This is a genomic window from Streptomyces liliiviolaceus, from assembly GCF_018070025.1.
GTDB lineage: Bacteria > Actinomycetota > Actinomycetes > Streptomycetales > Streptomycetaceae > Streptomyces > Streptomyces liliiviolaceus.
In genome coordinates, this window is record NZ_JAGPYQ010000001.1 from 7,148,504 (window position 1) to 7,163,463 (window position 14,960).

Here is a 14,960-nt window from a genome sequence, read left to right on the forward strand (position 1 = left end):
CCATTCAAGGGCCCTTCGGTGTCCGGTCGGGGAGAGGAGCCGTACCGGGGCGGGAGCCGCCGCCGGTGCGCGCGGGAGCGGTGTCGAGGGCGGCGCGGGCCGCCGCGGCCCGGCGCGCACCGGGCAGATGCCCCTTCGACTCGAAGCAGGCAACGGCTCGTTCCGCCGCCGCGCGCGCCTGCGCCGCCCGGCCCGTCCGCCGTACGACCTCGGACCGGTCGAGCCAGGCGATCGCCCTGACGACCGGCGAGTCGGTGCCGACGGCGTGGCGCACGGCACGTTCGGAGAGCGCGACGGCGTCCGCGGGCCGGCCCTCGGCCACGGCGATGCGGGCCAGCAGTCCGTCGAGGTCGGCTGCGTCGGAGCGGGCCGGTGACGCCGAGGCGGGTGACACCGGGTCGGGCGAGGCCGCGCCCGGACCATCAAGACCACCCGGGCCACCCGGGCTGTCCGGGCTGTCCGGACCGTCCGGACCGTCCGGACCCTCCGGACCGGTGGTCGCGGTCAGGCGGGCCACCGCCTCGTCGACTCTGCCCGCGTCCAGCAGCAGCCGCGCCGACTCCCGGTGCAGCGCGGCCAGCAGTCCGTCGGCCCTGAGCGCGTGCGCGGCGGCGGTGCCCTCGTCGAGCAGTTCCAGGGCGTGCCACTCGTCGCCCGCGAGGGCCTCCACGGTGGCGTGGAACAGCGGCAGCACCACCGCCCCCTCGGCGTAGCCCAGGCCGTCCACGAGTCGTCGTACGCGGGTGAGACAGGTGTGCGCGTCCTGCCACCGTTCCCCGAGCGCGTACAGCACCGCCAGCGGGCAGTTGAGCGTCAGTCTGACCGTCGGCCGCTGTTCGCCGTGCTCGGCGAGCAGCTTCCGCGCGCGGGCCGTCGCCCCGGGCACGGGTTCGGGACCACGCCACAGGGAGATGCCCATGGCTCCCAGCGCCAGGGCCCGCTCGGGCTCGGCGCCCGAACGCCGTGCGTGCTCAAGACCGCGGCTCAGGAGGAGGTCGGCGGCCTCGTGCCGCCCCTCGAACTGGCGCTCCTGTGCGAGCCGGACGGCTGCTCTGGCCTGGCCGAGTTCGTCGCCGGCCCGTTCGAAGACCTCCATGGTCCGCTGGGCGACCTCCCCGGGGGTGCCGCCCGCGAGGTCCGCGGACACCACGGAGAGCGCGAGCCGCGCGTGCGCGGTCTCGACGGTGTACGCGCTCTCGACGGCGTACGCGCTCTCGACGGTGTGCGGGGCCGGCGCGGTCAGGACGTCCCGCAGCAGGGAGCACCCCTCGTCCGTGCGACCGGTGGCCAGGCAGACCTCGCCGAGTCCGCGGGTGGCGGCGATCCGGTCGGGCTCGCCGTCCCGGGCCAGCGCGAGGGCCCGGCGCAGGAGGCCGTCCGCCCAGGCGAGGTCGGAGCGGGCGAGAGCTCGGGTGCCGCTCTCGACCAGGCAGTGGGCGGCGGCGCGCCGCAGCGCTTCGGTACGGGGTCCGGTGATGCCCAGTTCGGCCCGGTAGCGGTGGGCGTGCTCCAGGTGGCCGGCCATCGCCGCGCCCGCCTCCACCGTACGGTCCTGTGTCGTACGGCCCTCCGTCGCACGGTCCTCCGTGCGGTCCTCGCCGCTCACGACCGCGTCCGGCGACCGGGCGGCGAGCTGTGCGGCGAGGTGCTCGTGCCGCTCGGCCCGGGCGCGCTTGGCCATGGAGTGGTAGGTGACCTCATGGAGGAGACCGCTGCTGAACCGGAGCACGGGCGTCTCCCGTCCGCTTCCGTCCGGGGCGTCCGGCACGTCCGCCGTGTCCACGAGCCGGTGCCCGCGCAGGCGCACGAGCGCGGCCTCGACGCCGCCGCGCAGGGACGGCACGGCGTCACCGCCCGCCGGGGCACCGGCCAGGACGTCGGCGGGCACGCCGTCCTGGTCGCGCTCGGCCAGCGCGGCCACGTCGGCCGCGGTGAACTCCCGCCCCACCACGGCCGCGAGGTCCAAAGTGGTGCCCTCGGCCCGGCCGAGCGCACCGATCCGCGCGCCGAGCAGGGCCTGCAGGGTGGTCGGCAGCCCGTCGGCGCCCCGGGCCCGGTAGCCGGACCCGTGTTCCACGACGGCCGCGACCAGGTGCTCCAGGTGGAGCGGGTTGCCGCCCGCCGCCTCCAGCACGTGCGCGGGTACGCCGGACCCGGCCGCGGTGTCCTCGGCGACGGCCGCGCCGAAACCGTGCGCGCCCACCTCCATGAGGGTCTCCGCGACGGTCGCGGCCTCATCGGCGGTCAGGCCGGGCAGGGGCAGCGATCTGGTGGCCCGCCCGGTCGACGCCCAGTCCGAGCGGCGGTCCAGGAGGTCCGGACGGGCCAGGCAGACGAACAGCACGGGCGAGGCGGTCAGGTCCCCGGCCAGTGTGCCCAGGACGTCGAGCAGCACGTCCGAGGCCCACTGGCAGTCGTCCACCACGAGCACGACCGGCCGTCTGCGGGCGAGCGCGGCCAGCAGGTCGCCGGCCGCGGCACAGGTGTCGTCGACCGAGGGATTCGGCGTGCCGTCCTCCAGCAGACCACCGGCCAGCAGCGCGAGCGCCTGCCTGATCTCGTCGCGCTCGTCGGTGTCCCCCTCGGCTCCGGCCGGATCCCGTAGGTCGGGGAAGTGCCGCAGCACCTCCCGCACCGCGTCCGCCAGCGGTGCGAGGCTTCCGTGCTCACCGTAGGGACGGCAGCGGCCCGAGCCCTGGGCGCAGGCGGGACCCGTGTCCCTGAGCCACTCGTGGACCAGGCGCGTCTTGCCCATGCCCGCCTCGCCGTGCACGACGAGGACGTTCGGTGCGTCGTACCGCCCGGTCACGTCCCTCAATGCCTCCCGCAGCACGCCGAGTTCGGCCGTCCTGCCGACGAGGGGCACGTCGAAACGGCGCGAGAGCCGCGGGTCGTCCTCGGCGACGGCGAGCAGCCGGTACGCGGTCACCGGTGCCGTCTTCCCCTTGAGCCGCAGCGGGCCGACCGGCTCGGAGCGGGCGCTGGGGCCGGCCGCCCGCCGGGTCTCGGGGCCGATCAGGACCTCCCCCTCGGCGGCGTGCTGTTCCAGCCGGGCGGCGACGTTGACCGTCTCCCCGGAGACCAGGGCCTGCCGGGTGGACACGTCGGTGCTCGTGACGGCGGGTCCGGTGTTGACGCCGATCCGCACGGCCAGCCGGATGCCCAGGGTGGGGTGCAGTTCGTTCTCGTTGAGGTCGTGTACCGCGTCGAGCATCGCGAGCGCCGCGGACAGCGCCCGCCGGGCGTCGTCCTCGTGGGTGACGGGCACCCCGAAGACGGCCATGACGGCGTCCCCGATGAACTTCTCGACCGTGCCCCCGCACTCCTCCAGCGGTGCCCGCATCCGGTCGAAGTACCGGAGGACGACCGTGCGCAGGGTCTCCGGGTCCAGTACTCCGGAGAGCGCGGTGGAGCCGACCAGATCGCAGAAGACGACGGTCACGATCTTGCGTTCCTCGGCGGGGGCGGTGGCCGCCGTGCCCGCGCGGCCGACGGGCACGCCGCAGGACGGGCAGAAGCGTGCTCCTGACGGCATCGCGTGGTCGCAGGCCGCACACCGCATGGCTGACTCCTCCTGGCTGGCGGTTCTCGGACGGTCGGCGCGGGGTGCGCGGGGCCGCACGGGCGCCCCGGCGTCAGAACAGCGCTCCGCCGGCGATCTCGCTGTGCGCCTGCACCTCGGGGCCCGCCTCGTCGAGCCGTTCCTTGAGGTCGAGGACGAGTTCGAGCTCCTCCGCGCTCAGGTCCCGCAGCACCTGGCGCTGTTCGTCGGTCAGTGCGGCGAGTCCGAAGCCGTGGATCTCCAGGGCGCGGAGCGTGTCGTCCCCGCGGTCGCCGGGACCGCCGGCCGCCACGGGTTCTTCCAGGTGTTCGCTCATGACGGGTGCGTTCCTCCCGGGCGGCGGTGGATCGGGCGTGGTTCCCCTGCGATCCGGGCGAACAGCCCGATGAGGCCGTCCACGGTGTGCAGGGCGCTCGTGGTGACGGCCCGCCGCAGGGCGGGTGTCAGCGGAAGGGCGTCGAGCAGCTCGAAGAGGTCGGCGGTGTGTCCGTCGTCCAGCTCGGCGTGTGCGCGCACGGTGCGCAGCGAGGCCTCGGGGACGCCCGAAGCGGCGAGGTGGTCGGCGAGCCGGGGAGCGGGGGCGTTGCTCTCCAGTACGGCGATGTACCCGAGCAGGGCGACCGGGTGGTGGTGCTCGATCCAGTAGTACTGGGCCCCCACGAAACGGGCGGTCGACGGCGGCGGCTGCTCACCCGCGAGCGCCGCCGCGGTGTCGCCGAGCGCGGCGAGATCGGTCAGCAGCCAGTCGTCGTGGCCGCGTTCCTCCTCGGCGTGGACCCGGAGGTAGCGCTCCAGCGGCGCGGCGACCGGATCGTACGGGCGGAGCGCGGCGCAGAGCGTGGCCGCGCGTTCCATGAGCGGGACCGAGGCCCGGATCACGCCGTGCATCACCGCGAGGTACGTCGCGTAGCGCGGGCCGAGTCCGGTGGGCCGCCACAGTGCGGCGGTGGCCGCCCGCACCATCGGCTCGGTGAGCGCGAGCCGCGCCCGGAGGCCGGCGGAGGCACTCACCGCAGCGTTCATCACGGTGTTCGTCGCGGTGTCCATCGCGGTGTTCATCGCGGTGTTCCGGGCAGGGCGACCAGGTCCTCGTACCCGGCCGTGCCGTGTCGGCGTACGAAGGACACCGGGCCGGCCTCCCGCTGCCGCTGCGTCACGTGGAGGTCGAGCAGCGCACCCGCCGGGCCGCCGGCCAGCCGGTCCGCGGCGGCGAGGACTTCGGGGTGCTCGCCCAGAGAGCGGCACCCGTCGCAGTACCCCGGCCGCGGACCGGCACCGGCCGCCGTGCCGTAGCGGGCGGTCATGTGGCCCGGCCCCACCGTCCTGATCATCCGCAGGGCGGGCGCCGAACGTACGCGTCGGCTCACGGAGGTCCAGTCGCTCCCGTCGAGGTGGCCGACCGTCAGATGGGCGGGGGCCGGCCGGCGGTCGACCGTGTGCTGGTTGCAGCAGGCCAGGATGGTGCCGTCGGCCGCCACGACCGGCCAGGCGGCCATCGAGCAGGGCCGCACCCGGCCGGGGTCGGTGTCGACGTCAGGGTCGGGGTCGGGAACGGCTCTCGCGGCGGCCCAGGAGGCGGCGCGTCCCACCGGGCGCAGCGAGTTGACCAGCATGGGGACACGGTCGCCGAACGTGCGGCGGATGTCGGTGGTCACGTCCGCGAGGTAGGGGTCCCGCGGCCCGTCGCCCACGACGTGGAAGCTGCAGGCGATCCCCCGGTCGAGGACCTGCCGCACCACCGAGAAGGCGCGGGCGCGGGGGACCTCGCGTTCGTGGAAGGCGTCGATGCTCACCGAGAAGTGGTCGAGCCTGCCGATCGCCCGCATGACGGCGGGCGGGATCACGGCGCGGTCCGGCCCGCCGGGTCCGGATCCGGGGCGGTTTCCGCCGCCGCGGGCGGCGAACCAGGCACCGGTGAGCAGGGCGACCCGGGTGCCGGCGGCGCGCGCCCGGCCGGCCAGCTCGGCGGTGAGGTCGCTGCGCAGCAGTGGTTCGCCGCCGGTCAGCATCAGGACCTCGGGGCGGTCGGTGGCCTCGAAGGAACCGACGAACCTCAGGAGCCGGGCGGCGTCCGGCTCGGGTGAGGCCATGGTCGAGGTGGTGGAGCAGTGCGCGCAGTGCAGCGGGCAGCGCCCGGTGACGGTGACCAGCAGGCCCGCGGACGGGACCGGGCGAAGGGACATCAGCTCGGCGAGTTGCATGGCGTGCTCACCCTCCGTCCGTGGGGTCGGCGTCCGTCCGTGGAGTCGTTGTCCGTCTGTGGGGTCGGCCCCTGTCTCTGGGGTCGGCCTCCTCCGAAGCGTCGGACAGGACGGTTCGGGACGCGGACCGAAGCGGTTGGGATCCGGTAAAGGCCCAGGTGGCGGCGGAGCCCGGCGGGGAGGGTCAGGCGGGTATCCGGGTGACCGGCGGCTGTCGCAGGGCGGCCTGTTCACGGGCGAACACCCGGATGAGCCGCGGCAGTTCGTACCGTGCGGCATGGGCGGTGATCTCGCTGTCCGGCGCGAGGAGCACACCGGAGTCCATCAGGGACTCCAGCCTGCGGAGCACCTCGTGCTGTCCGCGGCCGAGCCGGGCCGCCGCCTGGGCGAGGGTGAAGGGGCCCTCGGGGAGGCCGGACAGTTCGCACAGCGCCGAGCGGTCCGCCGGGGACAGGTCCTGCCAGCCGCTCGCCAGCCGTGGCCGTACGTCCATGTCTCCTGCGACGAGTTCGTCGAGCACCGTCCGGCTGTCCGCCAGCCGCCGGGCGTACTCGTCCAGCGGCAGATGGCGTCGTACGGCGAGTTTCAGACCGCACACGCGTACCGCCAGGGGCAGCATCCCGGTGGCGGTGACGATGTGCGCCGCGGCCTCCCGGCCGGCGCCGAGCCGGGCGGGGCCGACGATCCTGCCGAGCAGTTCCAGGCACTCCGCGGTGTCGAACGCCGTCGCCTCCAGCCGGTGCGCCGGGGTCAGGCCGGCCAGCGGGGTCCGCGCGGTGACCAGGACCGCGCTGGCACCGGTGTCGGGCACGAGCGGTCGCACACACGATTCGTCGGCGCAGCCGTCCAGCACGACCAGGACCTTCCGCCCGGCGAGCCAGCCGCGCCAGGCTGCCGCCGTGCGGTCCGGCTCCGGAGTGCTGACGGTCCGCGCGGTGGACGGCGTGGGCGACCCCATGAGTTCGGCCAGTTCGGCCAGTACCGAAACGGTCGGCCGGGCCCGGCCCGCCGTGTCCCGCATCCGGATCAGCACCCTGCCGTCCGGGAACGCGTCGGCGAGCCGGTGCGCCGCGTGGACCGCCAGCGCGGTCTTGCCGGTCCCGGCCGGCCCGGTCACCACCGCCAGCCGCGGGCCCGCGTCGCCCCGGGCCAGGAGGGCGAGCAGGGTGCGCAACTGCTCCCGGCGGCCGGTGAAGTCGGGCAGGTCGGGCGGCAGCAGGGTGGCCGGCCGCCGGTCCGGCCGGGGTACGTGCCGGGTGCCGGCCGGGCCGAACACGCCGCCGGTGGCGCCGCCCCCGCCCGAGAGCATCGACCGGTAGAGCGTCTGGAGTGCCGGACTCGGCTGCAACCCGTATTCGGCGGCGAGGAGTTGGCGCAGACCCTCGTAGGCGGCGAGGGTCTCGGTCTGGCGTCCCTGGTCGAAGAGGGCGTTCATCTGGGCGGCTCGCAGCCGTTCGCGCTCGGGGTGCTCCTCGACGAGTTCGCCGATGGTCTCGGCCACCTCGTAGGAGTTGCCCAGCCGCAGTTCGGTCTCGGCCCAGCTCTCGTACGCCTGCAGACAGCGGCCGTCGAGCCGGTCGGCCTCGCACCGCAGTGCCGGTGAGGACCGCAGGTCGTGCAGTGCGGGGCCGCGCCACAGACCGAGCGCCTCGCGCAGCATGCCGGAGGCCTGGGCGAGATCGTTCTGGTACGTGGCCTCGCGGGCGGCGCGGACCAGGCGCTGGAAGCGCAGGGCGTCGAGCTCGTCGTCGTCCACCCGCAGCAGGTAGCCGCCCGCCTGGTGGACGAGCCGGTCACCGGCGCCGACCGAGTCCAGGAGCCGGCGCAGGGCCGACACGTACACCTGGATGTTCTTCCGGGCCGTCCGGGGCGGCTCGCCGTCCCACAGCGTGTCGGTCAGCAGGTCGAGCGGGACGGGGGTGCGGGGGCGGCACAGCAGCATGGCCAGGAGCAGCCGCTGTTTGAGCGGTCCGAGTGCGAGGGGGAGGACGTGTCCGCCGGCCGCGTCCGCCGCGTGTGCGGACAACGGTCCGAGGACGGAGAACCGCAAGCCGGTGCACGGTGGTTCGCCCATATCCGGTCCACCCTTCGGTCATGAGCTGAGATGAATGTATCAAGACGCTGACATATACCAGATGCTCTGGGCACGGGTAAACGGTGAGTATGCACCTCGCTCCCCATGGTGATCACCCGACGAAGGTCGCACCCAACTGCCACCAGGAGAACGCAAGTTGTCGCCCGCGTTTCGCCACGGTTTCCCGGAATGCCTTCGTCTTCGGTCTGTCCGGCGACGAGGGGCGTCAGCTAGGATGAACGGCGCGTACGGTCGGCCCACCGGGGCGGCGCCGAAGGGCGGAAGGCACGTGATGGACGAGAGCGAACCCGCGTCGACACCGTCGGACTCGATGCTGGCGGACCGCATCGACGCGCTGTTCCGGGTCGTGCGGCGGCCCAACCGCGAGCAGTACAGCCACGAGGAGGTCGCCCGCGCCTGTCGTGAGGCGACGGGAGAGAGCTTCTCCGCCACCTATCTGTGGCAACTGCGGACGGGGCGGCGCGGAAATCCCACCAAGCGCCATCTCGAAGCCCTCGCCAAGTTCTTCGACGTACCCGTCGTCTACTTCTTCGACGACGAGCAGGGCGACGTCATCGCGAAACAGCTGGAACTGCTCGACGCGCTGCGCGACGCCGAGGTGCGCAGCGTGGCGCTGCGCGCGGTCAACCTCTCGCCCGAGGGCATGGGCACGATCAGCGACATGATCGACGTCATCGCCCGCCGCGAGAACGCGGGCGGCGCCGGACCGTAACCGGCGCATGGGCTCAGGAGCGGTGGACTCGCGAGTTCCGGCGGCGGCGAGAGGACAGCGTGTGCGTAGTGACCGGCGGGGGCGGCAGCGGCGGCTGTGTCGGCGCATCGTCGACGGGCTCGACCTGCCCACTCCCTTCGACGCGACCGAGTTCATCGGTGCGCTCGCGCGGATGCGCGGCCGGCCCATCGAACTGATGCCGGTCCGCTCCAAGTCGGACATCCCGTGCGGAGTGCTGATCACCACCGACCGCGCCGACTACATCGTCTATGCCGCCGACACCACGCCGCTGCACCAGCAGCACATCCTGCTGCACGAGGCGGCACACGTCATCTGCGGCCACTACGAGACGGCACCCGCCTCGTCGGCCGCCGCCCGGATCCTGCTGCCCGACTTACCCCCGGCACTGGTGCGGCGCGTCCTCAGCCGCAGCGTGTACACCGAACCGCAGGAGCAGGAGGCCGAACTGGTCGCCTCCCTCATCCTGACCCGTGCGGCGCACCTCGCCCGGACGGGACCCACCGGGCCCGAGTGGCCGCGGCTGCACACCCTGTTCGGACGGAGCGGGAACCAGGAGCCCGCCGGGGACGACCGGCCCGCCGACGGCCCGGACGGCCCGGACGGCCCGGACAGCCCGGACAGCCCGGACAGCCCGGACAGCGCGAGCATGACGGATGTGACGGACGGCGCCGATGGCTGACCTGGGCAGTCTCGTCGCCGCCGCGCTCTTCCTGTCCTTCGCCCTCTACCGTGCGCTGATCATCTGGCGGGGCTCCGACCCCGCCCAGCGGTACATCGCCGGTTTCGCCGGCTGCATGGGGGCCGCGATGCTCTTCAGGGCCCCCGTCGTGATGTCCGCCCTGCGGGACCTGGCACCGCTGGACACCGTCGTCATGCTGGTCACCCACGAACTCAAGAGCTTCGCGCACGTCCTGCTGCTGCTGGTGGGGCTCTCGCTCAGGCCCGCCGGCCCCGACCGCGGAGCACAGAGACGGCAGCTCCGGCTCGCGGCGGCGGTCCTGGTGACCGGAGCCGCCGTCCTGCTCATGGCGGGCGTCAGGGCCGAGAGCGGGCTGGCGACCGCCCCGCCGGACCGCCGGTGGTTCCTCGCCGTGTACAACGTGCTCTTCGCCGCGTACGGCACCTGGTGCCTGCTCGTCCTGACCCGTGAACTCGTCCGGCAGACCCGGCAGGTGGCCGCGGGACCGATGCGCACGGGACTACGGCTGATGACGTTCGCCGCGCTCCTCGGCATCGTATGGACCCTGTGGGTGCTGACGTACGTGCCCATGAACCTGACCCAGGGACTCCACACGGCCAGCGAGGACGCGGTGTGCAGTGTGCTGGGCGCCGTCACCGCCGCCCTCGCCACCGGCGGGGCCACCGCGACCTGGTGGGCGAGCGCGTCCGGCGGGCCCCTCGCCGCGCCCGGCCGCTGGCTGTCCGCGTACCGCAGACACCGGGCCCTGGAACCGCTGTGGTCGGCGCTGCGCACCGAACTGCCGCAGATAGCGCTCGATCCCGCCGCCCCTCGCCGCCCGGTGCTGTGGCGTGCGGAGTTCGACCTCTACCGGCGGGTCATAGAGATCCGCGACGGGCACCTGGCCCTGCGTCCGTACTTCCCCGCCGACGCCACCGGCCGGGCGGCGCCCGACGGGACCTACGGGACGGCCGTCGGCCCCACCGGTCCTGTCGGTCCTGTCGGTCCCGGTGAGCGTTCGGCGGAGGTCCGCGCCGTCGTGGAGGCCGCCACCATCGCCGCCGCCCTGGAGGGCAAACGGGCCGGGCGGGCCCCGGCCGGCGTGCACTCCTCCAGCCCCGTGTCGCAGCAGATAGCGGGCACCGTCGCCGCCGAGGTGGCATGGCTCCTCCTGGTCACCGCCGCCTTCGTGTCCTCTCCCGAGGTCGCCGCGGCGCGCGTCCGGGCCCGCACGGACGCCATCGGGCTCCAGGACGGACCGCGGTGACGGTGAACACGGACAGGCCGCGGACAGGCCATCAGGCGGTCCGTGACCGGCGATACCTGGCGCCCCGTGGCCGCACGAGGCCCCGGCGTTCCTGCCGGGGTGCGTGCATTTCTTGCTCGCCCCCGCCACCCGCGCTCGGGATTCACGACGGCAGATCAATGCGGCCGCCCCTGAGGGGACGGCCGCATTTCTATCGCGAGGGAACGGAGATCACATCGAGGAGAGAAGCACCGACAGGCGCGCCTGTTCCACGGGAGAGACACGCTTGGACCAGGCGCTCCAATTGGGGTGCTTGATCCTGCTCTTGTGCCTTCCGGTGTGGACGGTCTTCAGCTCGTTGTGACCGATTCCGGCCTGGTACTGGACCTCGTGCTTCGCGATGCCGGCGATACCGGACGCCTCGGAGACGACTCCGTCGTTGTACGACGACACGGTGGTCCAGTCGGTGGTCCAGCCGGTTCGCCTGTTGGACTTCGGCATGGCCGTCCCGAGGCTCTTGAGGAACGCGCTCCTCGGCTTCATCTCCTTGCACTGCGCGAAGATCCCGCTGCACGCGTAGCCCGCCTTGGTTCCGCCGTGCGGGGTGCCGAGGGTGACGACGTCCTCGATGTAGAGCTTCTTCGGGAAGCCCGGGGTGCCCTTGCTGCTGTGGTAGAGGGCGGCACGGACGATGAGACCGCCCATGGAGTGGGCGACGACGTCGACCTTCTCGTTCTTGCTGGAGTAGTTGTCGGCGACGTAGTTCGCGAACACCTTGGCCACGGTGTTGAGGGACTTGTTGCGGGTGCCGTTCTTGTACCTGTACGAGCAGTTCTTGTCACCCTTGTAGTAACCGAAGGTGAGCAGGTTGCCCTTCCAGTTCTTGTTCTTGAAATGCTTCCGGGCGGACGAGAAGTACTTGGCGCAGTCGTGCTTTCCGGTCGGCGCGAACCCGTGAACGAAGATGACCCGGTTGCGCGATCCGTCCGAGTGGCTCGGCGCCGCGCCCGCCGGCATCACCGTGAGCATGGTGAAGGCGAGTGCCAGCACCGCGGAAAGAAACAGCGTGAGCCGCTTCAATGACCTCTGCATGTGAATTCCCCGTGATGTGTGGTGAGTTGCTTTTGCTGAACTCTTGGTCTGAAATTAAGGGACCGCCCGGAGAAATACATGTCACGCGAACGCGTGACAGCGCCGCCGTCCCCGCAGCCGGCCCCGCGCCCGCCCCTGCTCCTCCATGCCCCACTCCCCCACGCCTCTCCGCCTCTTCGCCTCCGCGCCTCCGCGTCTCTTCGCCTCTGTCGTGCGCGGTCGCGTTCGTCTACGCTGACGGACCGATCTCATCCGTATGCGGGGAAAACGCGGGGGAAGCACTGTGAGCAACGGGGCGAATCCCCTTGCCTTTCTCGGCGGAAGCGGGAATCCCCACGGTGGAAGCGTCGCTACGACGCAAGGGCCCGCCCAGCTCCAACTCCGGCGCCGGTTCGCGCGCCTGGCCGCTGTCCTGCGTGCGGCCGGTGCCCTCGGCGCGGCCCTGGTCGCCGTGGTCGGCTTCGCACCGCCCGCCCGGTCGGTGTGGGTGGCCGTCGCGGTCGTCGGACTGCTGTTGTGGAGCGGCCTGTTCACCGTTCTGACACTGAGGCCGCATCCTCGTACCTGGCTCTACGCCGGTGACACCGTCATCGTCGTGGCGCTCTGCCTGGCGCAGGGCGGCCTGGTCCCGGCCGAGGTCCTGCAAGCCAGTGCGGGCTCCGGATGGATCGACATGGTCGCCCGCACCGGAGTGCTCATCGCCCAGTTCACGCTGCGCCTGCCGCTGGCGGCGGCCTCGACGATCGCCATCGCGACGGCCCACGCGGTGGGCGCCGGCCTACGGGACGCCTCCGTGGTGCTGGTGCTCCAGGGGCTGCTCGCCGCCGCCGTCGTGGCCCTGCTGCGACGCGGAGCGCGAAGGGCGGACCTCGCGCTGTCCGAGGAGGCGTCCGCCCGCGCGGCGGAACGTGCCCGGTCCGCCGCCCGCAGCGACGAGTTGGACCAGCAGCGACTGCTGCACGACACCGTGCTCGCCACGCTCACCATGGTGGGCACCGGCAGCATCACCCGTGGCTCCGCCGCGCTGCCGCAACGGGCCGCGGCCGACCTGGCCGTCATCGAGGGCCTCCAGGCGCACCCCGACACGGCACGCGCCGTGGCACGCGGCCCGGCACCACTGGATGTCGCGCTGCGTACCGTCGTACTGACGCGGCACGTCGGCCTGCCCGCGTTGGACGTCGAGTTCGACGTGCCGCCGCTGGACCTGCCCCACGAGGTCGTGGAGGCCCTCGCGCACGGCGCCGCCGAGGCCCTGGCCAACGTGTCCCGGCACGCGGGCACCCGCGCCGCCCGGGTCGCGGCCCGACGCGTCGGGGAAGGGGGCGTCGCCGTCGAAGTACGCGACAGCGGACGCGGGTTCGACCCCGCGGCCGTTCCCGCCCACCGGCGCGGTCTGCGCGAATCGGTGCAGGGCAGGATGACCGCCGTGGGCGGCAGCGCCCGTGTCACGTCCTCCCCCGGCTCCGGCACACGCGTCGTGCTGAGGTGGGAACCATGACTGCCGACGCGGTCGAAAACGTCACCGCGGACGTCACCGAAGCCGCCGCTGCGAACGCCGTCGGGACTGCCGTCGAGGATGTCGTCGAGGGCGTGGTCGCCACCCGCTTCGGCAAGGTCGTCGACATCGGGCTGGTCGCGATCGTCGGCGTCTGGCACCTGGGTCTGGACTCCGTGCGGGTGCTCAGGAATTGGTCGGTGTACGAGCCGCCGGCCGTCGCCGCGGGCGCCTGGCTGGCCCTCACGCTCGTCCAGACGATCGGTTCCGTCCTGCTGCTGCGTTCCGCGCTCGGCGCGCGCACCGCGCGGATCCTCGCGGGGGCGGCGCTGCTCACCGGCGTCGCCGCCGCCACCGCCTACCCGCCGGGCGGGGCGATCGGCGACGTGGGCTGGGCGTGGAACACCGTGGGCTGGTTCGGCATGCTGCTCCTGATGCAGCGCCCGCTGTGGGAACTGATCACCCTGCTCGTTGCCAACACGGCCGTCACGGTGGGTTTCCTGGCCGCCGACGGCGCACTCGACCACGTCACCCTCTCCCGTCTGCTGGCCTCGGTGTACGTCACCGCCGGTATCCAGCTGACCTTCGCCTATCTGGTGAGGCAGCTCGACGACGGTGCGCGGGAGGCCACCGAGACCGCCGCCGCGCAGGCGGAGCACCTGGCCCGGGCCACGGCCGACGAGACGGTGCACACCGAGCGCCGGCGCCGCTACGCGTACCTGCGCATCAGGGTGGAACCGTTGCTGCGAGGTCTCGCCGAAGGCCGCCTGGACCCGGGAGACACCGTCGTACGCCGCCGCGCGGCCGTCGAGGCGGCCCGCCTGCGCAGGCTGTTCGTGGAGACGGACGACACCCCGCACCCGCTCCTGCACGAGCTGCGGGCCTGCGCCGACGTCGCCGAGCGGCGTGGTGTACGCGTCTCCCTGCTGAGCTACGGCGAACTGCCCGACCTGCCCCCGACCGTCCGCCGCGAACTGGCGGAGGGGACCCTGCTGGTCCTGGCGACCGCCGCCACCCGGGCGCGGTTGACCGTGGTGACCACACCCGAGGAGGTCGCGGTGAGCGTGGTGGCCGACGCGCCCGCTGAGACACGTGTGGAACCGCCGGGCCTTCTCACCACCTCCTCCATGTACGACCAGGAGGAGGAGCAGCTGTGGTGGGAAACCCGGTGGCCGTTACGTCCGGCTCCCTGAGCGTCGCCGTCGTCGACGACCACCCCGTCGTCATCGAAGGCATCCAGGCCTGGCTGTCCCAGGAGCCGCGGATCTCGGTACGGCACACCGGCGAAGCCGTGGATGTGCGGCCCGGTGCCGTGGACGTCCTCATTCTCGATCTGAACCTGCACGGCCGCCTCGTCGTCGACGACATCGCCACGCTGGCCGCGGCGGGTCAACGGGTCATCGCCTTCTCGCAGTTCACCGAGCAGCGGGTGGTCCTCGAATCGCTGGAGGCCGGCGCGTGCGAGTTCGTCGCGAAGAACGAGGGCCGGGCGCACCTCGTGAACGCGGTGCTGGCGGCGGCGGGCGACCGGCCCTACGTCACCCCGACCGCCGCCGGGGTCCTCGTCGGCGACCGCGGCGCGAGCCGGCCCCGTCTCTCCTCCCAGGAACGTACGGCTCTCCTGTGGTGGTTCCAGTCCATGTCGAAGGCCTCCGTGGCCCGGCGCATGGGCGTCTCGGTCCACACGGTGGACATCTACATCCGCCGGGCGAGGGTCAAGTACGCCCAGGTCGGCAGAACCGCCCCGACCAAGGCCGACATGCTGGCCCGGGCCATCGAGGACGGCCTGGTGACCCCCGACGACATCACGGGCTACGAATCGGCGGCCTTCAACGAGCACTGAACCCGACGACGCGA

At 73.1% G+C, this 14,960-nt stretch carries 12 protein-coding genes; 6 read left to right on the plus strand and 6 right to left on the minus strand.

The genetic code is table 11. The features are described 5' to 3' along the window. Window positions 1-4: 4 nt before the first annotated feature. From J8N05_RS30570 to J8N05_RS30590, 5 genes are all read right to left on the minus strand, one after another. Window positions 5-3,562, minus strand: a complete 3,558-nt coding sequence (locus J8N05_RS30570; RefSeq protein WP_210888636.1) for an adenylate/guanylate cyclase domain-containing protein — start codon at window positions 3,560-3,562, stop codon at window positions 5-7. Between the two features lie 73 nt (window positions 3,563-3,635). After that, entirely contained in the window at window positions 3,636-3,878 is a 243-nt protein-coding gene (locus tag J8N05_RS30575; RefSeq protein ID WP_247706564.1) for an aroma-sacti cluster domain-containing protein, read from the minus strand. Next, window positions 3,875-4,621, minus strand: coding sequence for an iron-containing redox enzyme family protein (locus J8N05_RS30580; RefSeq protein WP_247706565.1), 747 nt, complete (start codon window positions 4,619-4,621; stop codon window positions 3,875-3,877). Before J8N05_RS30580 ends, J8N05_RS30575 begins: the two co-directional genes overlap by 4 nt. After that, entirely contained in the window at window positions 4,618-5,763 is a 1,146-nt protein-coding gene (locus tag J8N05_RS30585) for a radical SAM protein (protein ID WP_210888639.1), read from the minus strand. The genes J8N05_RS30580 and J8N05_RS30585 overlap by 4 nt, the downstream gene beginning before the upstream one ends. 184 nt (window positions 5,764-5,947) lie before the next feature. Next, window positions 5,948-7,837 (minus strand): AfsR/SARP family transcriptional regulator, encoded by a 1,890-nt coding sequence (locus J8N05_RS30590; protein WP_210888641.1) that lies wholly within the window; start codon window positions 7,835-7,837, stop codon window positions 5,948-5,950. A 292-nt stretch (window positions 7,838-8,129) separates the two neighbouring features. Here J8N05_RS30590 and J8N05_RS30595 point away from each other — a divergent pair, with 292 nt between their 5' ends. From J8N05_RS30595 to J8N05_RS30605, 3 genes are all read left to right on the plus strand, one after another. Continuing rightward, entirely contained in the window at window positions 8,130-8,570 is a 441-nt protein-coding gene (locus J8N05_RS30595) for a helix-turn-helix domain-containing protein (RefSeq protein ID WP_210888643.1), read from the plus strand. A 61-nt stretch (window positions 8,571-8,631) separates the two neighbouring features. Beyond that, a complete protein-coding gene (locus J8N05_RS30600; protein ID WP_210888646.1) occupies window positions 8,632-9,270 on the plus strand; it encodes a ParH-like protein in 639 nt (212 codons plus the stop codon). Then, window positions 9,263-10,537, plus strand: coding sequence for an MAB_1171c family putative transporter (locus tag J8N05_RS30605; protein WP_210888648.1), 1,275 nt, complete (start codon window positions 9,263-9,265; stop codon window positions 10,535-10,537). Before J8N05_RS30600 ends, J8N05_RS30605 begins: the two co-directional genes overlap by 8 nt. A gap of 210 nt (window positions 10,538-10,747) precedes the next feature. Here J8N05_RS30605 and J8N05_RS30610 read toward each other — a convergent pair whose 3' ends face one another. Continuing rightward, window positions 10,748-11,608 (minus strand): esterase/lipase family protein, encoded by an 861-nt coding sequence (locus tag J8N05_RS30610; protein WP_247706566.1) that lies wholly within the window; start codon window positions 11,606-11,608, stop codon window positions 10,748-10,750. Window positions 11,609-11,891: 283 nt separating this feature from the next. On the opposite strand from J8N05_RS30610, the gene J8N05_RS30615 reads away from it, so the two are divergent. From J8N05_RS30615 to J8N05_RS30625, 3 genes are read left to right on the plus strand one after another with little or no spacing between them, the layout of a single operon-like run. Then, window positions 11,892-13,106, plus strand: a complete 1,215-nt coding sequence (locus J8N05_RS30615; protein ID WP_210888649.1) for a sensor histidine kinase — start codon at window positions 11,892-11,894, stop codon at window positions 13,104-13,106. Further along, window positions 13,103-14,296 (plus strand): hypothetical protein, encoded by a 1,194-nt coding sequence (locus J8N05_RS30620; RefSeq protein ID WP_210888651.1) that lies wholly within the window; start codon window positions 13,103-13,105, stop codon window positions 14,294-14,296. Before J8N05_RS30615 ends, J8N05_RS30620 begins: the two co-directional genes overlap by 4 nt. Continuing rightward, complete coding sequence (locus J8N05_RS30625; RefSeq protein ID WP_210888652.1) at window positions 14,260-14,946, plus strand: response regulator transcription factor; 687 nt, start codon at window positions 14,260-14,262, stop codon at window positions 14,944-14,946. The genes J8N05_RS30620 and J8N05_RS30625 overlap by 37 nt, the downstream gene beginning before the upstream one ends. Window positions 14,947-14,960: the final 14 nt, after the last annotated feature.